The organism is Neobacillus sp. NRS-1170, from assembly GCF_050468025.1.
In genome coordinates, this window is record NZ_JBITPF010000014.1 from 343,437 (window position 1) to 369,367 (window position 25,931).

A 25,931-nucleotide genomic window follows, 5' to 3' on the forward strand; every position below is an offset into this window, starting at 1 on the left:
AAATAAAAAAGGGGGAATTCATTTGAAGCAAACCAAATTAGAGCCAAAGGTTCTTTCGGTTTTAGAAGATAAAATCCAGCTAATTAAAACCCAAAAGGGAGCGATTTATTTAGTAGGACCCATTCGTCTTCCTGTTAATTTATATGGTGAAACGGTGATTTTTAAATGGTATTGCTGGCTAAATTGCGACGAAGTAACCGAGGATTTTGAAAGGATCATTGACAAACTTTCTTCCGCCAATTTAGCAGAATTACAGCAGTCCAGTGTCCTTGCCTTCGGGGATTTTGAATTCGGCGATGATGCAATCATTCGGATGCATTCCATCTGTCACACTGGAGATATTTTTGGCAGTAAAAGATGCGATTGCGGGTATCAATTGAAACAATCCATGAAAATGATTGTTGAACATGGGACAGGCGCTTTATTCTATTTAGCAAACCATGAGGGAAGAGGGATTGGTCTATTCAGCAAGGCAATGGCCTATATTCTTCAGGAAAATGGCTATGATACCGTTGAAGCAAATCAAGCACTTGGGTTTGTAGATGATTCTAGAAACTACAGCGATGCCATCCAAGTTCTTAAAGCCTTACGTTCCAAGCCAGTTACCCTTATGACTAACAATCCAAAAAAATTAGATGCCTTGAAGAACTCCGGTTTACCTGTTTCAGGGAGAAGGCCATTATGGGGAGATGTATCTGAGTATAATGAAAAATACCTTCAGACAAAAATTAATCGATCCGGTCATTTAAAAGAAGAAGAGGGGTCTTGCCCAAATGACTAGTCATGAATTCTATATGGATTTGGCCCTGCAAAATGCAAGGGCCATGAAAGGGCAGACAGATCCAAATCCATTGGTCGGTTCTGTTATTGTCAATGATAACCGAGTTGTTGGAATTGGAGCCCATTTAAAGGCCGGTGAACCGCATGCGGAAATTCATGCCCTCCGGATGGCGGGGGAAAAAGCCAAGGGAGGTACCATTTATGTAACTCTCGAGCCATGTTCCCATCATGGACGAACAGGCCCTTGTGCAGTTGCCATTGTAGAGGCAGGACTTAAACAAGTAGTGATTGCAACGCTTGATCCAAATCCAATCGTTGCCGGAAACGGGGTTAAAATTCTTGAAGATGCTGGGATCGAAGTCATAATTGGGGTCCGTGAAAAGGAATCTCAACAAATGAATGAGGTATTTAATAAATTCATTGTACAGAAAAAGCCCTTTGTAACCTTGAAATCTGGAATTACCTTGGATGGCAAAATCGCGACTCACACTTCCCACAGTAAATGGATTACTTCAGAAGAAGCCAGAAAAGATGTCCATCACCTTAGAAATGAAAATATGGCGATTCTAGTCGGTGCCAATACCGTCATCAAGGATAATCCTGAGTTGACAACAAGGATTCCAAATGGACGCAACCCAATCCGTGTCATAATGGATTCCGCATTAAAAATACCTTTAGAATCTAAAGTTGTCACCGATAAACAGGCAGAAACATGGATTTTTACAAGTAAGAATTATGATAAGGAAAAGGAAGCGGCATTATTATCTTTAGGAATAAAAGTTTTTCAAACAAGCGGATCCAAACATGTCGATCCTAATGATGTTGTACATATCCTGGGAGAAAATTTAGTTTCTTCTTTGTTAATTGAGGGCGGGGGAACAATCAACGCATCTTTTTTAAAAAATCAACTCATTGATAAAGTGGTCCTCTATTTTGCACCTAAACTAATTGGCGGAAAGAATGCCCCAACCTTCCTGGAGGGGGAAGGATTTGAAAAAATGAGCGAGGCCGTCGAGCTTTCGGATGGATCTTTTACAAATATCGGGCCGGATTTTAAATTTATCGGCTATCCGCTTTACCATAATGAGGGATTAAAATGAAATTCGGCTTTGATATTGACGATACGTTAATAAATTTAAGGGAGCACGCTTTCCATCTTTATAATAAAAAATTGAATCAGAAGGTACCGATTGACCATTTTCACGAACTGAAAAGAGTGGAGATCCATGAGCCTTTTGGGTTAACGGATGAACAGGGGAAGGAAATGTGGAAACAATCATTAGAAGAAATTTATTTTACCTCCTGCCCGCCTTATCCCGAAGCGGTTGAAACCTTGCAGCAACTTGATAAACAAGGGCATGAGATCTATTACATTACCTCAAGGCCAAAGGGGTATCGGGACCAGACAATGGAATGGATGAAGGAAAGGGGCTTTCCCATCCGTGATGACCGTTTTTTCTATGGCATGCAGGATCATGAAAAAGTGGACATCATCAAAAATTTAAAACTGGATTATTACTTCGATGATAAGCCTGCGGTTCTAAATACACTACTTCAAGAATCAACAAAGCTGTTTGTAAGAGATCAATCCTATAATCGAGATTTGGATTTACCGCGAATTGTAAATTGGTCAGATTTCTCTATTGTTTTAGAGTGCGAAGTAGAAAAGAGGGAAGTTTAATATTAACAGCCTGTTCCATATGGAACAGGCTATTTTTCTCTAAATCATTAATGAGGTGAACAAATGACAATTGTACGTCTCGGTTATGTAGCTATGAGCATGGAACTGAAAAACGCTTCCCCTTCCAAAACAATGACCTTCGCCCAATTCCAGAAAATTGATAATCGGGAGGCTGCAATACGCAAATTAGAGCGAATATCACTTGAGAATTTGCATAATACATTACGGATCCTTAAGCATAATGCCGCTTCTGACATTTATTTTTATCGGTTAACCTCCCGATTAATCCCTTTAGCCAATCATGAAGAACTGCTTGATTGGGATTATATGAAACCACTAAAAAGAAGTTTGCATGAAGTTGGTGATTTTGTCAGAAAGCATAGGATGAGAGTTGATTTCCATCCAGATCATTTTGTTTTACTTAATTCCCAGCAAGATAACATCTTAAAGAATTCAATCAAAACCTTAAAGCTGCATTATTTATTATTAAAGGGGATGGGGATTGACCCAACTCACCGCTGCGTCATGCATGTTGGCGGGAACTATAAAGAAACCGAAACATCACTGGAACGCTTTGTTGATAATTGGATGGCCGTACCTAGATCGATTCAAAAAATGATCATGCTTGAAAATGATGATACTTCCTTTACCCTTGAAGATACTCTTTATTTATGTGAAAAATTAGAAATACCGCTCGTTTTCGATTATCATCATCACCTTGCCCATCATGAGAATCCAAACTGGGAGGTGAATTGGGATCGGATCGTTCATACATGGAAGTACTCTCCGCTACCCATAAAAATGCATATTTCCAGTCCAAAAAGCCAAAAAGAATTTCGCCACCATTCAGATTATGTTGATATTAATATGTTTTTCAAGTTTCTAACAGAAATTAAGGGAAGCATCCCGCAAATTAATTGTATGATTGAAGCTAAAAGAAAAGATGAGGCACTTTTTCATTTAATGGAGGAAATAAGAGCTCGAGAGGATGTTGAAATCATTGATGGCTCTTCTTTTCTGTTGAAATAGGCAAAAAAACAATTGTGTTCGTAATTTTATAAATAAAGCTTGGCATTCGCCAAGCTTTATTTTTTTCTTAATACTTTTTTCATTAATATCCCTATAAAAACCCCAGGAATCACACATAACATTGGAAACCAGACTGTTCCCAGCAGCATCCCGAATACCTTTATTTTCGCTGAAAACATCAGCCCCACAGTGACAAAAAAGGCTGAAAGCACAAATGGCAGAAATGAATAAGGTTCTTTGCCTCCACCTGCATCTTTATAGGCATCCCACATGGCAAAAAAATAAACACAAGGATAAAACATTAGCCATTGGAATTCAGTGCGAAGAAAGGTCTTTTCAATTTCCCCATTAAAACTATGCATGATTACTTCGTTAAAATGTGAACGGATGTTTATCATAAATTCTAAAAAGATAAAGAGGATACCTTTTACATACTTCCCATTAAGCAATTGACCAAAACCAGGGAAAGCAATGCTCCATAATAATTTTTCTTTTGGATTCACATTTGATTAACCTCAATTAGATGCTAAATTTTTTCTATCAACGGCATGTGGGGGTTGTTCCATCCAGCCTTTTTCTACGAAGATTTTTGCTGCCATTTCAACAAATTTTGAGATTTTCAATAACGACTTGGTATACATTAACCCAATATCATGCCTTCCGTTAACTGCAGCTGAATTTCCAAATGCTCTTATTTTCATTGAGAACATATCCATTTTATGAAATAACATTAGCTTATCTGAAAATGGTGAAAAAGTAGATGCTGTCACCAAATCGTCTAAAAAAGTAGGAGTAGGTAAATTTTCATTATGTAACTTTTGCATATAGTGTTCAATGTTTTTGGTGGTCATATCTTTGCCCCACTCAAACAATTTTCGAATCTTTTCATCCTTTACCACTTGTGCAAATGACAAAATAAGTGCCTTGCTCGTTACATTATTTTCAATATTATCGTAAAGGTGGGCAATTTCTAGGGCATGTAAAGAACGTACATGTCCCATGAAACCATTTAAAAAGTCCTGATGAACAAAAGCCACCTTTTCAGGTACTGGAATTAAAGGAGGTTTCATAATAAATCCCTTATTCATTAAAATTTCATTGATTTGCTCCATTAAGTCCATTGTGGCATCCATACAATACCTAAAGAATTCTTTAACATCCTTTCTAATGACAAGAGGAATTGCAACGTTATAGATACTCATTCCTGCTTTTCCAGCGTATTTCAAATAATGAACATAGAATTGATCTTGATATAAACGTGGAGCTCCAAGGTTTACGTCCTCATTCCCAAAACCTTTAGGAATAGGGTAGTTCTCCTTTTCAAAAATTCCTTTAGTTGTATTCAAAAATTCTAAGCTTAGCTTTAATGCATTTTCTAATAACGTTTTAATATCCTTATCTTCAACATGTTGGAGATAATAACTTAATATGCATGTGGACATGCTGTTTCCCATATAGGTAGCCCAAAGTTTACCCATTTCTGCAGAAGTTAATTTTTCGCTAGTATCTTCTTTATATGAACCTAATTTAATTGGCTTAATCGTTTTCATGGATACTCCCCTTCATGCACGCTTTAGGATAGTATTCTCTTCAAATTGTATTATAATCGGCAGTAAAACCTCTTCAACAGGGAAGAGCGGTTCATTAACTGAGATTTGAAATAATCAGTAAAAAGAGCCAATTTTATACAGTAATCTCATGTGGCGGTTCACCATGAAGATTTAAGAGCCGGACAGTTTCAGGTACGATTTGAAGAAACACATAGTTCGGATCTTCTGGGCCTTCGAACCATTGATTGAATGATTCATCCCAATATTGCTTTTTTAGATTTTGTGAGTCATTAATGCTAGTTGTTCCAATGATTTCTACATAGGCGTCGCTTTATCCATTCTTTTCATAACCTAATAAGACAGAGACGGATGAGTTCTTCTCTATTTCTTCAATTTTTTCAGTATCCTTTTTTGTAGGTGTATACAGGGTAAGGTCATCATTGTAAAACGTCATATAGCGTGAATGGGGCTTATTATTTTCAACTGATGAGAGGACACCGGTTTTGTGATCAGAGATAATCTTGATAACCTTTTCTTTTAAATTTTGATTGTTCATTGATTATGCTCCTTTTTTATAAGTCAATATTAATTTCCTCATAATTAACTAACCTATACTAATCGATGGTTAATTACCATTATCAAGAAAACATAATTTAAGCTGCGAAAAGGGAAAAATTTTAATAATGGGTGACAATAGTTAATTGCGAAGAAGAAAAGGTGATGGAATGGAAAACCAAAATTACCATGCTGGAGATATCGTTTATGTTTTTTACCGAAATCCCCATACACAGGATGTTGCAAACATCCAAGCAGCTGCGGTTGTCAATAATCCTGACCAGCCCAATGAATTAGCGTTATTTTTGTACGAAACCTATTACCCGCTCTCCAATGATATGGCCATTTATTCTACAGAAGAAGAGGCAAATCAAGCCTTTGATTACTATTATGGAAGTGCCTCAGAAGGGATATTGGAATGAATAACCCTTTCACACCTAAACTGGTTTACTTTGAGCCAGATGCATTGGACTACCCATTAGGGCAAGAACTTCTAGAAAAATTTGAAAAGATGGATGTCGAAATCCGTTACACCACTTCCCATAATCAAGTAAGAAATTTGCCCGGTGACAATGACTTCCAAAGATATCGAGTTGCTAAGTCAACACTGGTGGTTGGAATTAGAAAAACACTGAAATTCGATACTTCTAAGCCTTCGGCAGAGTATGCCATTCCATTCGCGACTGGATGTATGGGGCATTGTCATTATTGTTATTTACAAACAACAATGGGCAGTAAACCATATATCCGTACATACGTGAATGTTGAGGAGATTCTTGAAGCTGCCGATAAATACATGGAGGAGCGGGCTCCAGAGCCGACTAGGTTTGAAGCCTCCTGTACCTCTGATATTGTCGGGATTGATCATTTAACACATACGCTAAAAAGAGCCATTGAGCATTTTGGAAAATCTGAACTTGGAAAACTTCGATTTGTAACCAAGTTTCATCATGTGGATCACCTCCTTGATGCGCAACATAATGGAAGAACAAGATTTAGATTTAGTGTTAACGCTGATTATGTCATTAAGAACTTTGAGCCTGGGACCTCGCCATTGGAAAAAAGGATTGAGGCGGCAGGAAAAGTCGCAAGAGCAGGGTACCCACTTGGATTTATTGTTGCGCCGATTTATCTCCATGAAGGATGGGAAGACGGTTATTACAAAATGTTTGAGCGTTTGGAAGCTGAATTGCCTCCGGAGGCTAAGGAGGACTTAACCTTCGAATTTATTCAACATCGTTTTACCAAACCAGCTAAAAAAGTAATTGAAAAAAATTATCCGATGACAAAATTAGAGTTGGATGAAGAAAAAAGAAGATATAAATGGGGGAAATATGGAATTGGAAAATACATTTATCAAAAAGAGGAAGAAGAGGATCTAAAAACTCACCTATACGGTTATATGGAAAAGTTTTTTCCAAATGCAAAATTGGAATATTTCACATAATGGAGGTTGAAAAAATGTCAAAACAACAAACTAATAGCATTAAGAATCAAAAAGGTAAATATCAGCAGGGTTCAGGAACAAAATATCATAATGAGCATGCGGGCAGTGTCCCTGGATATGGAAACAATCAAGTGGATCAAGTTCAAAAGAGTTAATATAGGTTTGATAGGGTAAGTTGGTCTGGGAATATATTTCCCAGACCTTTTTCAATGTTGTACTTCCTGGATGTAGGATATATTTTTCCATAAAAATGGAAATTTATTCAGTTTACTATTAAATAACAGAATTAAAAAGTTAGGTTAATAACTTATTTAAAGGTGAACTATACAAATATATATTTACTTTTATGGAGGCTTTTAAGTGGATAATATTAGCATACCGCAGAACTTACTTCAGCCGAAATCGCAAATCTTTGGACTCAATATATAAACGACTCGTTATCCATTTGTATATTGACTCATTCTATTGATAAAGCGGAAGATCCAGAAATTAAGGACTTGCTTGAATTCGCCCGCAGCATTGCCGAATCTCACATTGATAACATCAAACGATTTTTAAGCCAACAGAATTTTCCCATACCGAAAGGTTTTTCACTTGAAGAAGATGTTAATCTTAGTGCTCCATCTTTATTTACCGATAAATTTATGATGGTTTATATGCATGTGATGACATTGCTTGGATTAACTGGATACGCGGGTGCTGTTTCCACTTCCACAAGAGATGACCAAATCAATTACTTTATCAAATGTGATAATGAAGCGATGGAATTATATAACCGAATTGTAAACTTAATGCTTAATAAAGGGATTTACAGCAGACCTCCACATATTAACGCACCAAAGGAAATTGACTTTGTAAAGAATGAAAATTATTTGACGGGCTGGTTTGGAAAGCAGCGGCCATTAAATGCGGTCGAAATTAGCGGGATTAGTTTTAACATGATGAAACTCGTCGTTAAAGTGGTTTTAGAAATAGGATTTGGACAAGTCAGTCAAATAAAAGAAATTCAAAAGTATTATTTAAAAGGGAAAAACTTATGTGAAAGACAATTTGGGGAACTTAGTTCTTTTTTAACAAAAAGTAATTTGGCATCCCCTGCCTCATGGGTATCTGAAGTGACAAATTCAACTATTTCACCCTTTTCTGAAAAATTGATGCTAAATCATATTGTTATCCAGGTTTCCGCTGCCATTGGTTATTTTGGGGCTGGTGCATCCGTTTCTCAAAGAAGGGATATAGCTTTGGAATTCATGAAGCAAATGGCGGAGGTAGGATTATATGCAGAGGACGGAGCCGAATTATTAATAAAATACGGATGGCTGGAGCAGCCGCCGCTAGCAGATAATCGTGAGGATTTGGCAACTAAAAAACAATAATTTTAGAATCATTTAATTAATCTTGGGAAGGTTATTTATGTGCTTTAAGAAAGGTGGCACTATAAATGAATTCATTTTCCTATTTACTAAGGAGGGCAACAATGGGAATTTTAAGTGGAAATCCTAAAGAGGAACCATTACACTACGGTGAAGCTTTTGATCTTTGGGCATCAGTATTAGCAGGAAATGGTATGATTGCAGGATATCAAACCATGATTAACCATGCAGGTGACGATGATTTAAAAAAATTATTACTAGAAGCAATTGATAATTGCCAGCATGAAAAGAAACAGGTGGAAGAACTCTTAAAAGAAAATGGTATTGGTTTACCACCGGCATCACCAGAGCCGCCCGATGCATGTTTAGAGGATATTCCAGTTGGAGCTAGAATCCCAGATCCGGCTATTTCCGCAACGCTTTCAGCAGATATTGCTGCAGGGCTGGTAACCAGCAGTCAAGTGATAGGTAAATCAATTAGGGAAGACGTAGCCATGTTATATCTTCAAATTCACAACCAAAAGGCTGCACTTGGGGCAAAAGTACTCCGCTTAAATAAGGAGAAAGGCTGGCTCATCCCGCCACCTTTGCACCCAAATAAGCACGGTGATTGTTAAGACCCTTGTTAAATGAAAAGCCTGTTCCTAAAAAGGAACAGGCTTTTTTCACACAAAGTTCTGAGTAGAATTATTTCTGCTGAACCTATAAACGGCTATTAGGAAAAAGGCTGCCGCAAAAGCAATCAGAATCATAAAATTTAATGATAAACTGCTGAAGGAGCTTCCTTCTTGCAGTTTTGTCAGGGTAGCCAAGGTCCAGCGCTGCGGCAGGAAATCAGCTATTTTTTGCAGCGTTTTTGGCATAACTTCGACCGGCCAGAAGCATCCGGAAATCATAACCGTCGGGGTAATAATCAAATTTTGCATCGCTCCAGCTGCACTGCGGCTATTTGAAAATGCAACAATCACTAAATTGAGTCCTACTGAAATAAATGAAAATAGAATCATCACGAAGGCAGCCTGCCAAAATGACATGTTTATGCCGATATTAAAAAGGATTTTCATAATTGTTAACGTGATGAGAACCTGTATCGTCATAATAATCATGTTGACTGATACATTAGCCAATAAATATTTTCTTGCATTAATGGGTGTTGAAAGTAAGCGGAAATAGGTTCTGTTTTCTTTATCAAGAAGAATGATCTCTGACATATTTCCTGCAGACATAAGCATGATCATGATAAGGAACCCAATGGTTTGATTGGTCATATTCTTGTTTTTAGATGTATCCTCTAACGAATGAGTAGTCAGTTTGTAATTAGTTTGTTGAAAATCCTGATACATCAGCTTAAAGGTTTGTTGATTACCAGCAGCTGCAATACTAATTGTCGAAATATTATCGATGTACTGATATAAATAGGATTTAACAAATCCTGTGATTTGAGCTCCTTTTATCGAACTAATCTGGACATTATCAGGTTTACCAGTTAAAACACTTTCTGAATACCCTTTTTCAAGGGTAATAACACTATCTAGCTCGCCCGAAATTATTTTACCCTGAACCTTATCAGCTGGAATTTCTACAATTTTAACATTCTCCAAGCCTTTTAAAAATTTAATTGTATCGGATGCGATTTCACTATTGTCTTGATTGACAATTCCGACATGCAGTATTACTTTCTGATCTCCGCCATACACGAGCAGGGAAATCAAGATCCCGATTAAGGGCATACAAAGATATAAGATAATATTTTTCTTTTTTCGGAACGTTACACTTAGCGTATTTTGAATTAACCAGAGGATATCCTTCATTATAGTCCCTCCCGTTTTTGTAAAGAGATGACAGCCACAAGTAAGAATATGAGTGCTCCAGTCAAATGGATGGTCACTGCCGGAATGGCTGCTGCAAGATCATTTGCATAAATCATTTTGGTAATGGCTGAATTTATCCAAGTAAGGGGAGAGAGGTCCGTAATAATCTTAAAGATTCCTGTCGGATTATCAATTTTAAAATAGGCTCCACCGAAAAATGACGCTAACTGGACAAACAGCATGATGATAATTCTTGGAGCCGCACTTGTCTTCGTTAAAAAGCTGAGTCCAATTCCCATGCTGACGGCAAAAATGATTTCGGTCAGTAAGACGAGAATGACCATCCCCAAATGATCGCCCCAATTGGCTTTAAAAAATAGTTTGCTGCACAAAATGACTAATAAGATACAAACGGTATTGCTGACAAGACTCCCTAGAACTTTCCCGATAAAAATTTCGCTTCTCCTCACTGGTGAGGCAATTAAACGATCTGCCGTTTTCCTGACCCTTTCACTGACAATTAAAGAGCTTGATGACATTGCTCCATATAGGACAATCATCGTTGTAATCACTATCGCATAATAATCCATCGAACCTGGCTGTTTATTTGGAAGAATAGAAGTTTCCTTAATAAAATCATCCTTTTTCTCGCGAGTTAAGGCACTTTCCAGCTTCTCAGGGGCAACCTTCATGATCTCTGAAGCAATATTGTATTTATCGACATAGGAAGTGAGCATTCCTTGAAGAATATTCCCTTGGATGCCGTTATTGACATACAGCTGTAATCCTTTTGGTGTCACTTCTACATATCCATCATATTTGCCTTGTTTCACTTTATTTTTTGGATTGATTTTTTCGGTCACTTTTTGAAAGTGAATCCCAGATTTTTCTGCTGCATCGATAAATTGATTAAAATTTTTACTTTGTGAAGTATCTTGATATAAAACATGAAGGTCATCCACAGGAAGGCTATCCCCAAAGGTATTCGATAGGGCAGATCCGAGTACAAGCATCAGCACGATAGGAAAAGCGAGCATAAAAAACAAGGTCCTAGTATCCCGGAAGTCTGTTTTAATTCCTTTCCAAGCAATATTCAATATGTTCAAAGTAAATCCCCCTTATTGGTCACGAAGATTTCTACCTGTTAATGTTAAGAAAACAGTCTCTAAGTTCGGCGCTTTTTCTTGGAGGGATCGGATTTCAATATGACTATTGATAAAATGCTCGATGATTTTATTAAGATTGTTAACGCCGGTGTCAGAGTTTATTTTGATCAGATTTTCATCAACTTGAACGGCTTCCACACCATTGATTGCTTTGATAGATTCCACATTCACATTTTCCGTTGATTTGACTTCAATCCATAAATCCTTTGTATTGGTGATGATGGATTTTAGCTGTTCCTTTGTACCTTCGGCAATGATCTTGCCATGGTCAATGATCGCGATGCGCGAACAGATTTCCTCGACTTCCTCCATATAGTGACTGGTATAAATAATGGTGCAGCCCATTTCATTTAATTTTCGAACGGAATTTAAGATATAATTCCGTGATTGTGGATCAATTCCAACCGTTGGTTCATCCATGATGATCAGTTTTGGATGGTGAGCAATGGCACAGGCAATATTCAGCCGTCGTTTCATGCCGCCCGAAAAACTATTAGGATAACTTTTGTGTTTATCCTGTAGACCGACGAATTCCAGTGCTTCTTCCACCCTTGCATTTAACTCCGTACCGCGCAGGCCGTAAAGTCCAGCAAAGAATTTCACATTTTCAAAGGCGGTCATGTCCTCATAGATCGCTAAATCTTGAGGGACCATCCCGATGTTCATTTTGGCAAAACGGCTGTTTTTGGAAGCATTTTTTCCTAGAATATTGATGACACCCTCATTTCTCCGCAGAAGGCCAGCAATCATATTGATGGTGGTACTTTTTCCTGCACCATTAGCGCCTAGAAATCCAAATATTTCACCTTCGGCAACTGTTAAAGACATATTATCGACAGCAATAAAATCACTGAATTTTTTGGTTAAATTTTTAATCTCTAAAACGTTCATCTTTTCACCCCTAAATCGTTTGTATGGTCTAAGTATAAAAAAAAGAATGAACGGAGATAAGTGCAATCGTTCATTCTTTTCACATGAGAATATTCATATTGTTTGCGTGAGTTTTTCACGGTTGAATGGGGAGGAGGGTGGTGACGGAAAAACCACGGGTTCCATCGACAATCACTTTCCCGTTAACGGTAGCAGTTCGTTCTTCCATCCCGATGATCCCTAGTCCTTTTTTAATTTTTTCCGCTCCTGACCCATTGTCCTTAACTTCAACTCTAATCATTTTGTTCAACACTTTCAATTCGACTGAAACGAGCGTTGCTGTGGAATATTTCATGGTATTGGTTAAGGCTTCTGTGATATTTTCAAGTATAATTTTCCATTGGATCGGGGTAATAATATCTAAATTGCCATCATGAGTCAGGACCGTTTTAAATTGATGTTTTGCAGCTAATTCGTCAATGATCAGCTTGATCCGATGAATCCCCACCTGCTCAGAAGGTGGCTTCATATTTTTAAGTGTCAATCGAATGTTTTCAATCCCATCCTTGGAAATATTAATGGCATTTTGCAGCAGCTCTGTTGCTTTGCGTTTGTCTGTTTCGATTAATCGCTTGGCTGCTTCCATTTGAAAAAGCGCTCCCGTTATGGAGTGCCCGATTTTATCGTGGATTTCCTGTGAAATTCGATTTCGTTCTTCTAATTTAAAGGTGTATTCAGACTGGCGGATGTATTCTGTATTTTTATTTAAGTTTTTGGTCATTTTCTGAAGCGTTTTTCTCATTGAATCCAGTTGTTTTTCATCTTTTAACAGTCTATCCCCATACACTGATGTAATGGTAAAAATCATGAAACAAAAATTCGCCACTAATCCGTAAAGTGGCTGTAGTGTTTCATTAATATTTATTATAGGGACAATGGAAATGAGCAGGATTATGATTTTTTTATTGAAAAAATCAGAGGTTAATTCAATCAGGGCTAACGGTAAAAGTAAGATAAACAACGAATTTATCTCGAAAAAGGATGTAATCGATATTCCGATTGAGAGTAATAACAGGATTCTTTTTAATGAAATTTCTTTAAAGATATTTAGGGTGATATTTATACAGAAATAAAGCAGAATAGTGAAAACAACCCATGAAATGTGACTAATGTCAGTCCTGACACAGGTAAAGGCTATAAAAATTAATAAGGCCAGTTTGCTAAAAATAATCCAAAAATCCATCTTATTCTACTTTCCCAGTAATATAGTAAATGGCAATTTGTGTTCGATGCTCGAGTCCTGTTTTCCCAAATATAGAGGTGATGTAATTGGCGACCGTTCCTTCTGAAATAAATAATTGCTTGGAAATGGCTTTGTTTGAATAGCCCTTGGCTATTAGAGACATGATTTCCCTTTCTCTTTCTGTAAACAATGTGGTATCAATTTTTGTTTCTGTTTCTTTTTTCTCCATTAAGTTTGATTTGATTTTTTCCAAAACAACATCCTGTATGATGCTATTTCCATTCATGACGCTTTTGATGGCATCGCGAATCCGTTCAGGATCATTATTTTTCAGTAAGTAACCTTTTGCACCATTTTTGATGGCATCCAAGATGTACTCATCATCATCAAAGGTCGTTATAATGATCGGTTTTGTTTTCGTTTGTTCACTGATGAGTTTCGTTGCTTCCACGCCATTCATATTCGGCATACGAACATCGAGTAGGGCAATATCCACTACATGTTTTAAGCAGTATTCCGCTGCTTCTTTGCCATCATTTACTGTATCTAAAACTTCAAATTCCTCGTATGTATTAAGAATAATTTTTAATCCTTCTCTGATAAAAGAATTATCATCCGCAATAATGACTTTAATTTTATTTGGATCTAACAAAGTCATATTCTCCCCACTCACTTCTCTTTTTTCTCCATTATAAACCATTAAAGGGAGGACCTGTGAATTTTGTTTTTTTCCTTTTTATCATTTCCTTCAATACTTATAACATATTTCTTGAGACTTACTACTTCTTTTTCGCTTAAGACGACAGGTATTGGCCAATTGATTAGTGTTATCCGCTAATTGAGAGAAGCTATACGCTAATTGGAAAAAGTTATCAGCCAATTGAATTACGCAAAACACAAAAAATTTCGTCTTCCTCTCCAATTATGAAATTTTTTCACCTTCAAAACCCCTAATCCTAACAAAAAATACCTCATTTAGAACTAAACATTATGGAGTAAATTAATTTTGTACAAATAAAGGGGGTATTAAAAGGATTATGTCCATAACAAAAATAGAAGATAAGCAGTCATGGCAAGAGGTTTTAAAAACGGTTAAGGCTCTTGACCCACAAAAGCTCGAAATTATTAAAGCAACATTGCCAGTCGTAAAAGAGCACGGTGAAGCAATTACGAAAGCTTTTTATAAGCGGATGTTTAAGCAGCATCCAGAGCTTTTAAATATATTTAATCAAACACACCAAATTACAGGCCACCAGCCGAAAGCACTTGCAGATGCGGTATATGTGGCAGCGGCTAACATCGAGGATTTTAGTCAAATCATGCCTGTATTAGAGAGAATCGGGGAAAAACATAGAAGTCTGCAAATCAAACCAGAGCATTATCCGATAGTGGGTGAAAACCTTCTTGGAGCGATTAAAGAAATATTAGGGGATGCGGCTACTAATGAAATTATTGATGCTTGGGCAGATGCTTATGGAGTGATAGCAGATGTTTTCATCAGAATGGAAAACAAAATGTACAAAACCACTGAAGCTATGCCAGGCGGTTGGGCTGGTTACCGTGATTTCGTCGTCAATAAAAAGGTGGAAGAAAGCGACGTTATTACATCGTTTTACTTAAAACCGAAAGATGGGAAGGAGATTGCCGGCTTTATACCAGGGCAATACATAACTGTTAAATTAGAGATTCCAGGTGAGACCTACACCCATTTGCGTCAATACAGCTTATCTGATAGTCCCGGATTAGACTATTACCGAATCAGCGTAAAACGTGAAGATGTAAATGGCGATAATATTCCTGCAGGGATTGTGTCCACTTATCTACATAATCATATCAATGAAGGAGATATCATTCCGATAACAGCGCCAGCTGGTGATTTTTATTTGGATATGGATTCTAACCGGCCTTTAGTTTTAATTAGCGGCGGAGTTGGATTAACACCGATGATGTGTATGTTAAATACCACAGTAAAAGAAAAGCCAAACCGGGAAATCTATTATATTCATGCATCCCTCAATAGTAAGCTGCATGCTTTTAAATCACATGTGAATGATGTGGCAGCAGAACATAAAAATATGAAATCCTTCGTAATCTATGAGAAACCATCAGAAGAAGATAAAGAAATGCGGAACTTTGATAAGGAAGGATTTTTTAGCCTAGAATGGCTTCAACAAACTTTACCGTCCAAGGAAGCTGATTTTTATTTTTGCGGGCCAGAGCCTTTCATGAAGGTGGTAAATAAAGCGTTAAAGAAGTGGGGAGTACCGGAAAATCATATTCATTACGAATTTTTTGGGTCTTTTGGTAAATTGGATGAAATGGATTAAAACAAAAAGGCAGCAGGTATTCTATTCCTCCTGCCATTTTTGCGATAAAATTTTGCAAAAAATCTAATGGTATTATTGGTTTCTAATGGGAATCATACTTGTATAGCACTCTTAAAGATTAGAAAAATTAGTGTGTATATTGAATAATGTAAGGGGGAAGGCAAATGAAATGCCCGGAATGTGTATATGTTAATCCGGATGGGGTAAAGTTTTGTTTAAACTGCGGTGAAAAGTTTATGCGTCCTGACAACGGTAACCAGGACGAAAATAGCTATTTCTACGAATTTGCCCATTATGTCGACATGGTTCCCAAATTTGAACGTTCAGTGGAACCAAAATTTCAAAATATATTCTCACGTGTGTTCCGAAATCATAATATTCTTGAGGCAGAACGGCTTTTCATAGTAGGAACAGCGCTTACTACACCTAAAATAGAGGAAGTAAAGGAAACATGGCCGAAACCTTGGCTATTTACGAGGGTTTTCATCATTGCACTTATTGCTTTCCTTGGATTGTTTTTGGGTGTGAGCTTGTTCAAAAATATTAACTTCATACCAGGACTTATTATTGTTGGTGCTTTTGCAGTGCCATTTACCACTCTAATTTTCTTCTGGGAAATGAACGCCCCTCAGAATATTGCATTTTATAGAGTCATTTATGTAGTGTTTATCGGCGGGATCCTCTCGATGCTGGTCGCCCTTGTTTTTTTTAATATCTTAAAACATAACATTAATCCAATTACGATTGGGATCGCCGAGGAGCTGGCAAAGGTTGCGACTGTAATACTTTTCGTGCGCAACATTAAATACAGATATATCCTTAACGGTCTCTTGATAGGAGCTGCGGTTGGGGCCGGCTTCGCTGCTTTTGAAACAGCTGGTTATGCATTAAGGGCACTTCTTTCAGGTAGTTTCCCAAGCCTATATTCCACCATCCTTTGGCGTAGTTTTCTAGCTCCTGGCGGACATGTCGCTTGGGCCGCATTGACAGGTGCTGCATTTTGCATGGTACAAGGGGATAAACATCCTGAATTAAACATGTTTATAAAAGCAAAATTCCTTCGGATATTTTTTATCGTCGTTTTGTTACATGCTTTATGGGATGCTCCGATTCCAGGCATTTTCCCGGTTGGACAAATCGTTTTGATGACCGCCTCATGGATTCTCGTATTTCGGATGATTCGAATGGGCTTAAAGGAGATCGCTGAGAAGAAGGGAAGGGTAGTTATGAGTCCCTTGAATGAATTTAAATAACCAAAAAAACATCGACTATAGTCGGTGTTTTTTTGGTTTTGAATAATTATTTTATAATTTTTAGGATATGCTTCGTGGGATTGAACTTGTGTTTTTGGCTGCTGATTTTTTATGCAGCCATTCATATATAATCGGAATGATAATAAAACTGTTAATCGTTGATGTTACCATTCCGCCGATTACTACAATCCCGAGCGTTTGAGAAATTACCGTATCAGCATTATGGGTAAATGCAAGTGGTAACAAAGTAAGGACGGTTGCAGCTGCTGTCATTAAAATCGGTCTAATCCTTGAAAGACTGCCATTTAATACAGCCTCTTTAACAGGCATTCCTTCTTTTCGATTTCTTTCAATTTTGTCAATTAACACAATACCGTTGGTTACTACAATACCAGTAAGCATTAGAATACCGATTAAGGCTGCAAGATTCCATTCACCGTGGAATAAAACCAATGCGATTACCACACCACTTAATGCAAGCGGAATGCTTAATAGTACTGATAGTGGTGCTCTCCAGCCTTTGAAAATAGAAGAAGTAATCAGCAATACTAAAAGAATCGAAAATGCAACCGCAACTGACATATCGAAAATCATATCTTTTACCTGTTGAGTAATTCCACCCAATGAATACGTCACATCTTTAGGAAGTTTCATGCCGCTTAGAGCTTTCTCCGCTTGGCTTGACACTTTGCTGATATCATTTGATGTAATCTGTGCAGTGACAAGAGAGAATGGCTGACCGTCTCGTTCGCTAATAGTTGAAGGAGATGTATCCTTTGAAATTTTAGCAATTTGGTCAAAACGAACCATTTCTCCATGATTACCATTTAACGTTTCAGCAGCTAGAGATGCTAACACATCATCTGCAGTAGCATTTAACGTAATAGTAGAATTTGCTCCTGATGCAATTTGATCTAAATATTGGTCCACAGGAAGTGCTTTATGATTAATAGTGATTGTTGCATCTTTAGATGCAGACATATAACGATTAATGATTGTTAGAATGTCAGCTACTTTTACGCCTTTGTCTTGAATAGTTTTTTGGTCAAAAGTCACTTTATATTTAGGCGCGCCATTTGTTAAATCTACTTTTCCATCGACACTTAAGTCAGATATTTTTGATAAGTTGGTCCTTGCTTCTTGAGCTACTTGATCTAATGTTGCTTGGTCTGAACCTGTAAACAAAATACGCATTTGTGAATCGTCACCAGAAATGTTCTGGCTTGTTACGGTATAAGTAACATCTTTAGATAATGTCGGAAGCTTTGTTTGTAACTCTTTAATGACAGAATCTGCATCCTTGTCATTCTTTAACACAACTGATAGGTTAGCGACATTTGGATAGGTGATAAAGCCGCCGCCTTGGTCAAACACGTCATCACTTTGCGGTGTCATGGTTGAACCAAAATTGGCTGAATATGCATCAACTTTTGGATTTTCTTTTAATGATTTTTCGATTTTTTGTACTTCAGAATCTACTTGAATTAATGTGCTTCCTTTTGGCAATTCAGCTTTAATGGCAATTTGCCCGATTTTTGCACTAGGCAATAAGCTTACTGGAAGGAAAGCAGAATAGATTCCTGCACCTAAAAAGACTAAGATCGAAACAATTATCATTGCTTTTTTGTGTCTAAAAGCCGATTGCAATATAGGTTTCATTTTTATATCGAGTTTGACGGTTTGTTTTTCTCCGTTTCCGCCTTTCCAGCCCATAAACGCAAGCGCAGGAATGACAAGCATTGCCACAAAGAATGAAATGATAAGGGCAATTACGACTGACCAGGCAAAGCCACTGTAGGAAGCACTAATGACGCCGCCTACAAATGCGATTGGGATATAAACTGCGATCGTTGTTAAGGTCGAGCCTAAAATCGCAGGAATCATTTCAACAACAGAGGATGCCAAAATGGAAAGAAGAGATTTATCCTTCGATTCTTCCCGCTTCCGATACATATTGTCTAATATAACAATTGAATCATCGACAATACGACCCATCGCTACAATCAACCCAGAAACCGTTAAAATGTTTAACGTGATACCCATTGATTTTAAGAAAGCCGTTGTTGCCAGTAACGAGATTGGCAATGAAATAGCAATTAATAATGTACTTCTTACATTTCGGAAGAAGAAGAACACACAGATCATTGAGAATAAGCAGCCAAGCAACCCTTCACGGACTAGTCCAAATAGTGAGCTGTTTAATTCTTTCTCCCGGTCGAGTAATACTTTAAACGAAACATCTTTTGGATTTACTGTATCTAAGTGAAGATGCGCGATGCGGTCTTTTACTTGGTCAGCAACATCGGTAATATTTGCTGAAGGCGTTTTGATTACATTCAATGTAACACTTGGTGCTCCGTTTGTTCTGGAAACCGTTTTTACATCATTTAATGAATGAGTGATGGTACCGAACGCTGAAACAGGAATGGCTTTTCCTTCCTTATTCTTAATTGTTGCGTTTTCCATTTGCTGAACTGTTAATGTTAATCCATCAAATGATACTGGAATAGATAATTGGTTGTTTACAATATTCCCTTGTGGCATGGATGGAACAGCCAAAGCAAACGATTTATTCACATCATCCAATGTTAATCCGTTTTTCACTAGGTCTTTCATACGGACAGTTAATACATACCCATCTTTCGCTCCCCCAAATACGGATACATCTGCTACACCAGGAACAGATTTTAATTGCTTCACAATTTCCTGTGTTGCGGTCGAGCGAAGAGTTGGTTCATACAATTTTGAACTTGTTACACTGTAAGTCAAAATAGGAAATGAGCTTGTTGTTAATCGCGTCACCGAAGGAGTGCTAGTAATTGTCTGCGGAAGATCTGCATTTGCCAAGGCTTTATTAACTTGATCCTCCGCTTGTTTCATGTCGGTATTCATCGGAAAATACAAACTCATAAACAAGCCGCCATCATACGATGTGCTTTCAACATTGGACAAACCATCCACTGTTTTGACGGCACTTGCGAGATTATCGGTTACTTGCTGCTTCACCTGTGCGGCTTGATAACCAGGTACTCTCATACTAACCGAAAGGGTAGTATTATTAATTCCAGGCAAATAATCCCGCTGCATTTGAAAAGCGGAAATACCACCCCAAGCCAAGATGATGACAACACACACAATCATAAGTATGGCTCTTTGCATGGTTGCCTCTACTAATTTTTTCATGTTTTTACCTCCCCATATCTATATATAATGAACCCTATTTTTTTCTTTATAAGTTATTAGAAAATGTGCCTGCTTTCCAAAAAAGGGCACTCTAAGTATATAAAATGAACTTGAACGTTCACTGAAAAAAAGATTAATAATTGATTAAGATGCAATTTTTATCCAATTACTGTGCTACATTTCAGGAAGATAAAGGAGAGCTTATATGCTAACTCTATTTCTATATATTTGGAGGCATCATATGTCACATCTAATCACTCTATTTGAGCAGCATAGCTATGTCATTTTACTTATAGGGATCTTTCTAGAGCTCTTGGCACTGCCTATTTCTGGAGAATTTCTAATGAGTTATGCGGGATACTTTGTCTTTCAGGGAAAAATGAATTACACTCTCGCTCTCTTGACAGTCTTTTTAGCGGGTGGTGCCGGCATAACCGCAACATATTGGATAGGAAAATCAGGAGGATATAAACTCATCGAAAAATATGGCAGGTATATACACATGGGACCCGAAAGATATAAAAAAACAGCTGCATGGTTTGAAAGATCCGGCAGCAAATTGCTAGTGTTTGCTTATTTCATTCCTGGTATTAGGCATTTCACAGGTTATATTTCAGGGATTTCCAGAATGCCGTTTCGAAGATTTATAATTCCTGCTTATATTGGTTCTTTTCTTTGGGGGTTATTGTTTTATTACCTTGGGAAAAGTATTGGGGCCCCAATGGGAGGTTTTCCATCAGGCTGCAAAGAAATATTTCACTATTTTTATCATTGTTATCGCCATAATTATCGCAGTGTATTTGGTCTATAGTTTCTATAAAAATCAAATAAAGGATTTTCTTATTCGTTTTTTAAATTGGTTAATGAATCGGTTTAGAACGATTAGAGCTACTGAAGTTTTTCTTATTGTTCTTACATTGGTTTTTATTGGAATGGTCGTCCTTATGCTGGGCTTAGCTCAAGACTATTTATATGGTGAGTTTACGCAGTTTAATGAGATTACTGAATATTTGGTCCAGTCCACTATTTTTATTAGCTGGATGAAGTTATTTAATGTATTTCAATCACCCTATTCTGTTTGCGTAGTAATAGCGATAACCATAGTTCGTATTTGGAGAAGAGGCAAGAATCGGATGCTGGAGTATCTTCTTCTCATTGTTTCGATTCTAGGAGCAAGAATATTTCATGAAACCATTATGCAGATTTTTCACACGCTTCAATCCATCGGGTTTGTAGGAAAATTTCATTCTGCTAATTTTCCTGATATTAATAGTACTTTTATGATAATTGCCTATGGAACCACCATATTCTTACTTGTCAGGCATTCGAAAAATAATTATTCGCCCATTTTAATTCCAATATTGGGGTTAGTCATATTAATCGGGTTGGCGATCGTAAAAATTGCATCAAATGCGCTACTTCCTAGTGATATTGTTGGTGGATATGTCTATGGCGGAGTCTGGATATTTTTTAACTTTCTGTTGTTTGAAATGTTTCGCCTTGTGGTGCAAAAAGATTAATTGTCTTTCGGAACTTTACAAGGAATTAAACTAACTTTACGAACCTTTAACAAAGTGGAAACCCTAGGTTAACATTCATTTTATTTAATAATGTTGTGGAAGAAAATGAATTGACCAGGGGGAGAACAATGAAAAAGAAGCGTTTTAGCAAAAAAGCAGCTGCAATCGCACTAGGATTAGCTATAACAATTCCGGCTTTAACACCTGCTGCAGCGGCAGGAAATGGGCATGTTACGATTGATTCTGTAAGGTTTAATGGAATGGAAGCACCGAAAACGATCGATAAAATGGTTCAAACCTATACGAACGCATCTATGGAAGTGAAGTATAGCAATGGTGAAGTGAAGAATTTCCCACTTTCATATAAGAGACTTTTTAAATCCGAAGACAAAGTAGCTATGAACAAAGGGAAGTTGATTCCTGCAGGTACACCAATTGATGTGAATGGTGACCCAATTATGGATACGAGTGTGGAGGGTAACCCTACATATTATGTATCAGACGCCCCAGATTCAAACAGTTTATTGAAGCCAATTGACGGAAAACTTTACATGGTAACCCATTATGAGTACCAAACCATTGATGCGGCTGGTAAATCAGCATATGGAATCGTTCCTGCATCAATGTCTATATCTACTCTTAATCAAGATAAGAAAACGGGTGAATTAACACCTCAATCGGTTAAGAAAATTGATTTTTCGAGTGTTAATGGACTTTGGATTCCATGTAATGGTTCCCTTTCCCCATGGAATACCCATTTAGGGTCTGAAGAGTATGAGCCAGATGCCCGCAGTTTTGAACTAAATCCGAATTCGTCAGCAAGAAGTCAGGTAGAAAGCTTTGCTAAGCTTTACTTTGGCGATAAGTCAAAAGCAAACCCTTATTTCTACGGATTCATTCCTGAAATCAGTGTCAACAAAGAAGGGAATGCTTCTGTATCCAAACATTACAGCATTGGCCGTTTCTCCCATGAATTAATGAAGATGATGCCTGATAACCGGACTGCCTTCTTTGGTGATGATGGTTCTTATACAACAATGTTCATGTATGTAGCCGATCAAGCGAAGGATCTTACTGCTGGTACGCTTTATGCCGCAAAATTCCACCAAACTGGTACTGAAAATGGCGGAGCCGGTAACTTAGAATGGATTAAACTTGGTCATGCAACTGATAAAGAAGTCAAACAGACGATCGACAGCGGTATTAAGTTCAGCGATATTTTCGAAACATCTGATGTTCCAAAAGAAGGCTTTAAAGCAATTAAGCAATACTCATACGGCAAAACGGAATATTTAAAACTGAAACCTGGTATGGAAAAAGCGGCTGCGTTCCTAGAGTCCCGCCGATATGCAGCAATGCTTGGTGCGACGTCTGAATTTAATAAAATGGAAGGTGTAACCTTAAACGAGAAGGATAAAAAGGTTTACATTGCGATTTCCGATCAAAGCAATGGTATGCTCGAAAATGCTGCAGATCCAGCAGATGATATGAAACTTCCAAAATTTAAATCAGGTGTTACGTATCAATTAGATTTGACTGATGGTCAAAAAGACAGCAAAGGCGAAAAGATTAATAGTAAATATGTGGCGGCCAGCATGTCTGGATTGATTGCTGGTAAGGATATGCCAACTGCGGATGCATACGGCAATACAGCGGATGTCAATTCAGTAGCCAATACGGATAATTTAAGCTATTCGGAAGCTTTAAGAACGCTATTTATCGGTGAGGATAGCGGTATGCATACAAATAACTTCGTATGGGCTTATAATGTAGACACAAAGGAACTCTCCAGAATCCTCTCCGTTCCAGCAGGTGCTGAATCGACTGGTTTGTTTGCAGCGGATAACCGCAATGGATTCTCATACATTATGAGTAACTTCCAGCATCCAGGGGATGAATTAGAAGGTAAGAAAATCACAGCAGTCGATAAAACCGCATTAGAACAGGCAATGGAAAAAGAAATTGGTATTGATCGCACTGGTGGAGTAGGCTATATTTCCGGGATGCCTTTTGTAGGTGACTTGCAAAATACCAAAAGTGATGTAAAAAACGATTTGAAAAAATAATAAACAGAATCAAGCTGTTTATCAAGAACCTACTTTTTTAAACTCCGGTAATCCAAGGTTACCGGAGTTTATAATTCTAGGACTTGTTCTGTTCTACCTACCATATTAAGGAGTGTTTACATGAAGAAAGGATCAATCATACTATTTATATCCGTTTTTTTCTGTCTTGCATCAATTGTGGTTTTCGCGTTTAACGCTAAGCATGAAGCTGCGTCGGCCCAAACAACTAAAGGCGGAACAAAGGTGTTTCATTTATATGCAGCAGATATGGAACAAGAAGTGTCTAAAGGGACTACCCTTTATTCTTGGGGTTTTGGCTTATGGGACCCTAAGAAAAATGCACCGGCTTCTCCGCCTAGCGTTCCTGGCCCTGAAATTCGGGTCAAGGAGGGGGATCATGTAAAGGTAGTATTTCATAATCAACAAAAAGAGGTTCATACCATTCATTTTCACGGTATTGACAATAGTTTTGCAGGCGATGGAACACCCGAAATGAGTCAACATCCAACCTTGAAAGGAGATTCCTTCACCTACGAGTTTGACGCTAAACACGCTGGCACCTATTTTTATCACTGTCACGTTGAACCGGACAGGCATCCAGAAATGGGTTTATACGGGGCTTTTATCGTAGAGCCAAAACAAACAAAGTATAAGACAGATGGGGAGTTTACATTGCTCCTATCAGAAAGAGATCCGCTTTTAAGCTTAGCCGAAGGAACAGAAGCACATCAATATGTAGGAACAGCTGCTGAGCATCTTCACTTAGAGGGTGAATATGACACAACCGAACGAAAAGCTAAGTACTACACAATTAATGGTAAAGTAGATCCAGAAATACCACCTCTCCATGTAAAAGAGGGAGGCACTTATTTAATCAGATTAATAAATGCGGGTTCGGAAGTTCATACTTTCCATACCCATGGACATCATTTTAAGGTGGTTGCATCTGATGGCCGAGATATCTCGCATCCAATGACTAAGGATTCGATTACCATCGGTCCAGGTGAAAAATATGATTTATTGCTGAAAGCGGACAATCCTGGTATTTGGCCAATTCATTGTCATATGGGTCCTCATACGACACATGGAATGCATATGATGATGGTTTACGATCAGTATCATGAGAAAATAAACCACGTCAGCATGAGTCCTGTCAGTGATGTAAAACACCATTTAGCATTATTAAAACAATATCAATTTGAAAAGAACTATGATTCAATGAAACTCGAAACAAATGAAATCATTAAGGGAATACAAGGGTTTTATAGTATCGCAGCATCGGAGCATTTTGAAGAATGGACTGCTCTTGATAACGCTGCGGCTGTGGTTAGCAAGCAATTGAATAGCCCTGCGGCAATGGAGAAGGCAATTAATGATCTTGAACAAAAGATAAATGCAATGGAGCAAATCTTACAATCTGGTGATATGAGTTAATTAATATGATTAATTTGAATAGAAATAGATGTATTAAAAGAACCCGATTGATAAAATCGGGTTCATTTCTTATACAAGAATCGCACTTAATAGTAATAAATTGAAAGTTTAATAAGGGTGTACCACCATAATCGCCGATTTTGGGAGAGTTAATGAATCTGAAGGAAATAGAAGATTTAGGGTATGTTTTGTTTGGTTAATGACAAATCATTTTAGATGAAAATAATAACCTTAATTTATGACCATTTCCGAAAATTAGCTTTAATAAATTTGTTTAATTCCTGATAAACGGATGGAGTGTAACACTTGTTTTTCATCTTTTAATGAAAGTAGTTGCTCTTTAAGATTGAGGCAATAAACACGCCCTTTCAGGGTCTTTAAAGCACCATTTTTATAATAATCAATCGTAATCAGACCATTTTGAACAAGTTTTTTCAGGTACATTGTAATCCTCCTTTATTCGAATTGATTTTACACTACACATTATAAGATAAGTTTATAAAGAAAACATGATGCAAATGTTAAGTTATTGTGAACAAATGCACAAAATAATGGAAAAATTAACTAGTCTAATAGTAGTAGATAAATAGTCAGAATTTTATTAATTTGTTATTAACATTTAATCAATATGAAATTAATAAAA

Annotated in this window: 23 protein-coding genes and 2 pseudogenes; 15 read left to right on the forward strand and 10 right to left on the reverse strand. The window is 37.4% G+C overall.

Going from position 1 to position 25,931, the window contains the following annotated elements:
• Window positions 1-22: 22 nt before the first annotated feature.
• From ACIFOT_RS07240 to uvsE, 4 genes are all read left to right on the forward strand, one after another.
• The gene (locus ACIFOT_RS07240) at window positions 23-781 is read left to right on the forward strand and encodes a GTP cyclohydrolase II (protein ID WP_430063503.1); all 759 of its coding nucleotides are present in this window, start codon (window positions 23-25) and stop codon (window positions 779-781) included.
• On the forward strand, window positions 774-1,880 hold the full coding sequence (gene ribD, locus ACIFOT_RS07245; protein WP_430063505.1) for a bifunctional diaminohydroxyphosphoribosylaminopyrimidine deaminase/5-amino-6-(5-phosphoribosylamino)uracil reductase RibD: 1,107 nt from the start codon (window positions 774-776) through the stop codon (window positions 1,878-1,880). The genes ACIFOT_RS07240 and ribD overlap by 8 nt, the downstream gene beginning before the upstream one ends.
• Complete coding sequence (locus ACIFOT_RS07250) at window positions 1,877-2,461, forward strand: 5' nucleotidase, NT5C type (protein ID WP_430063507.1); 585 nt, start codon at window positions 1,877-1,879, stop codon at window positions 2,459-2,461. Before ribD ends, ACIFOT_RS07250 begins: the two co-directional genes overlap by 4 nt.
• 63 nt (window positions 2,462-2,524) lie before the next feature.
• A complete protein-coding gene (gene uvsE, locus ACIFOT_RS07255; protein WP_430063509.1) occupies window positions 2,525-3,490 on the forward strand; it encodes a UV DNA damage repair endonuclease UvsE in 966 nt (321 codons plus the stop codon).
• Window positions 3,491-3,546: 56 nt separating this feature from the next.
• On the opposite strand, the gene ACIFOT_RS07260 is transcribed toward uvsE, so the two are convergent.
• The 3 genes and pseudogenes from ACIFOT_RS07260 to ACIFOT_RS07270 all read right to left on the reverse strand — a co-directional run bounded on the left by ACIFOT_RS07260 (window position 3,547) and on the right by ACIFOT_RS07270 (window position 5,596).
• Window positions 3,547-3,993 (reverse strand): hypothetical protein, encoded by a 447-nt coding sequence (locus tag ACIFOT_RS07260; protein ID WP_430063511.1) that lies wholly within the window; start codon window positions 3,991-3,993, stop codon window positions 3,547-3,549.
• 12 nt (window positions 3,994-4,005) lie between these two features.
• Window positions 4,006-5,040 carry a DUF3231 family protein gene (locus ACIFOT_RS07265; protein WP_430063513.1) on the reverse strand — a complete coding sequence of 345 codons (1,035 nt, stop codon included), beginning with the start codon at window positions 5,038-5,040 and terminating at the stop codon, window positions 4,006-4,008.
• Window positions 5,041-5,173: 133 nt separating this feature from the next.
• Window positions 5,174-5,596: pseudogene (locus ACIFOT_RS07270) on the reverse strand (pyridoxamine 5'-phosphate oxidase family protein).
• Between the two features lie 169 nt (window positions 5,597-5,765).
• Here ACIFOT_RS07270 and ACIFOT_RS07275 point away from each other — a divergent pair.
• The 5 genes and pseudogenes from ACIFOT_RS07275 to ACIFOT_RS07295 all read left to right on the forward strand — a co-directional run bounded on the left by ACIFOT_RS07275 (window position 5,766) and on the right by ACIFOT_RS07295 (window position 9,032).
• The gene (locus ACIFOT_RS07275) at window positions 5,766-6,017 is read left to right on the forward strand and encodes a transcriptional regulator SplA domain-containing protein (protein WP_430063589.1); all 252 of its coding nucleotides are present in this window, start codon (window positions 5,766-5,768) and stop codon (window positions 6,015-6,017) included.
• Window positions 6,014-7,042, forward strand: coding sequence for a spore photoproduct lyase (splB, locus tag ACIFOT_RS07280; RefSeq protein ID WP_430063515.1), 1,029 nt, complete (start codon window positions 6,014-6,016; stop codon window positions 7,040-7,042). The genes ACIFOT_RS07275 and splB overlap by 4 nt, the downstream gene beginning before the upstream one ends.
• A 14-nt stretch (window positions 7,043-7,056) precedes the next feature.
• Window positions 7,057-7,197 carry a hypothetical protein gene (locus ACIFOT_RS07285; RefSeq protein ID WP_430063517.1) on the forward strand — a complete coding sequence of 47 codons (141 nt, stop codon included), beginning with the start codon at window positions 7,057-7,059 and terminating at the stop codon, window positions 7,195-7,197.
• A gap of 237 nt (window positions 7,198-7,434) precedes the next feature.
• Window positions 7,435-8,418: pseudogene (locus ACIFOT_RS07290) on the forward strand (DUF3231 family protein); the annotation flags it as partial.
• Window positions 8,419-8,519: 101 nt separating this feature from the next.
• On the forward strand, window positions 8,520-9,032 hold the full coding sequence (locus tag ACIFOT_RS07295; protein WP_430063519.1) for a DUF3231 family protein: 513 nt from the start codon (window positions 8,520-8,522) through the stop codon (window positions 9,030-9,032).
• 48 nt (window positions 9,033-9,080) lie between these two features.
• Here ACIFOT_RS07295 and ACIFOT_RS07300 read toward each other — a convergent pair whose 3' ends face one another.
• The 5 genes from ACIFOT_RS07300 to ACIFOT_RS07320 form a co-directional block, all read right to left on the reverse strand.
• Window positions 9,081-10,226, reverse strand: coding sequence for an ABC transporter permease (locus ACIFOT_RS07300; protein ID WP_430063521.1), 1,146 nt, complete (start codon window positions 10,224-10,226; stop codon window positions 9,081-9,083).
• Window positions 10,226-11,332, reverse strand: a complete 1,107-nt coding sequence (locus ACIFOT_RS07305) for an ABC transporter permease (RefSeq protein WP_430063523.1) — start codon at window positions 11,330-11,332, stop codon at window positions 10,226-10,228. Before ACIFOT_RS07305 ends, ACIFOT_RS07300 begins: the two co-directional genes overlap by 1 nt.
• 12 nt (window positions 11,333-11,344) lie before the next feature.
• The gene (locus ACIFOT_RS07310) at window positions 11,345-12,283 is read right to left on the reverse strand and encodes an ABC transporter ATP-binding protein (RefSeq protein ID WP_430063525.1); all 939 of its coding nucleotides are present in this window, start codon (window positions 12,281-12,283) and stop codon (window positions 11,345-11,347) included.
• Window positions 12,284-12,398: 115 nt separating this feature from the next.
• The gene (locus ACIFOT_RS07315; RefSeq protein WP_430063527.1) at window positions 12,399-13,505 is read right to left on the reverse strand and encodes a sensor histidine kinase; all 1,107 of its coding nucleotides are present in this window, start codon (window positions 13,503-13,505) and stop codon (window positions 12,399-12,401) included.
• Between the two features lies 1 nt (window position 13,506).
• Entirely contained in the window at window positions 13,507-14,157 is a 651-nt protein-coding gene (locus tag ACIFOT_RS07320) for a response regulator transcription factor (RefSeq protein WP_430063529.1), read from the reverse strand.
• 385 nt (window positions 14,158-14,542) lie between these two features.
• Between ACIFOT_RS07320 and hmpA the strand changes: the two genes are divergently transcribed.
• Window positions 14,543-15,832, forward strand: a complete 1,290-nt coding sequence (hmpA, locus tag ACIFOT_RS07325) for an NO-inducible flavohemoprotein (RefSeq protein WP_430063531.1) — start codon at window positions 14,543-14,545, stop codon at window positions 15,830-15,832.
• Window positions 15,833-15,996: 164 nt separating this feature from the next.
• Window positions 15,997-17,085 (forward strand): PrsW family intramembrane metalloprotease, encoded by a 1,089-nt coding sequence (locus tag ACIFOT_RS07330; RefSeq protein ID WP_430063533.1) that lies wholly within the window; start codon window positions 15,997-15,999, stop codon window positions 17,083-17,085.
• A gap of 60 nt (window positions 17,086-17,145) precedes the next feature.
• Here the strand turns inward: ACIFOT_RS07330 and ACIFOT_RS07335 are convergent, their stop codons facing one another.
• Window positions 17,146-20,268: an efflux RND transporter permease subunit gene (locus ACIFOT_RS07335; RefSeq protein WP_430063535.1), complete on the reverse strand. Its 3,123-nt coding sequence runs from the start codon at window positions 20,266-20,268 to the stop codon at window positions 17,146-17,148.
• 241 nt (window positions 20,269-20,509) lie between these two features.
• Here ACIFOT_RS07335 and ACIFOT_RS07340 point away from each other — a divergent pair, with 241 nt between their 5' ends.
• The 4 genes from ACIFOT_RS07340 to ACIFOT_RS07355 all read left to right on the forward strand — a co-directional run bounded on the left by ACIFOT_RS07340 (window position 20,510) and on the right by ACIFOT_RS07355 (window position 25,288).
• Entirely contained in the window at window positions 20,510-21,079 is a 570-nt protein-coding gene (locus tag ACIFOT_RS07340; protein WP_430063537.1) for a DedA family protein, read from the forward strand.
• A gap of 52 nt (window positions 21,080-21,131) precedes the next feature.
• Window positions 21,132-21,788 carry a hypothetical protein gene (locus ACIFOT_RS07345; RefSeq protein ID WP_430063538.1) on the forward strand — a complete coding sequence of 219 codons (657 nt, stop codon included), beginning with the start codon at window positions 21,132-21,134 and terminating at the stop codon, window positions 21,786-21,788.
• Between the two features lie 128 nt (window positions 21,789-21,916).
• Window positions 21,917-23,854 (forward strand): PhoX family protein, encoded by a 1,938-nt coding sequence (locus ACIFOT_RS07350; RefSeq protein ID WP_430063540.1) that lies wholly within the window; start codon window positions 21,917-21,919, stop codon window positions 23,852-23,854.
• Between the two features lie 120 nt (window positions 23,855-23,974).
• Entirely contained in the window at window positions 23,975-25,288 is a 1,314-nt protein-coding gene (locus tag ACIFOT_RS07355) for a multicopper oxidase domain-containing protein (RefSeq protein ID WP_430063542.1), read from the forward strand.
• Window positions 25,289-25,549: 261 nt separating this feature from the next.
• Here the strand turns inward: ACIFOT_RS07355 and ACIFOT_RS07360 are convergent, their stop codons facing one another.
• Window positions 25,550-25,732 (reverse strand): hypothetical protein, encoded by a 183-nt coding sequence (locus ACIFOT_RS07360; RefSeq protein ID WP_430063543.1) that lies wholly within the window; start codon window positions 25,730-25,732, stop codon window positions 25,550-25,552.
• Window positions 25,733-25,931: the final 199 nt, after the last annotated feature.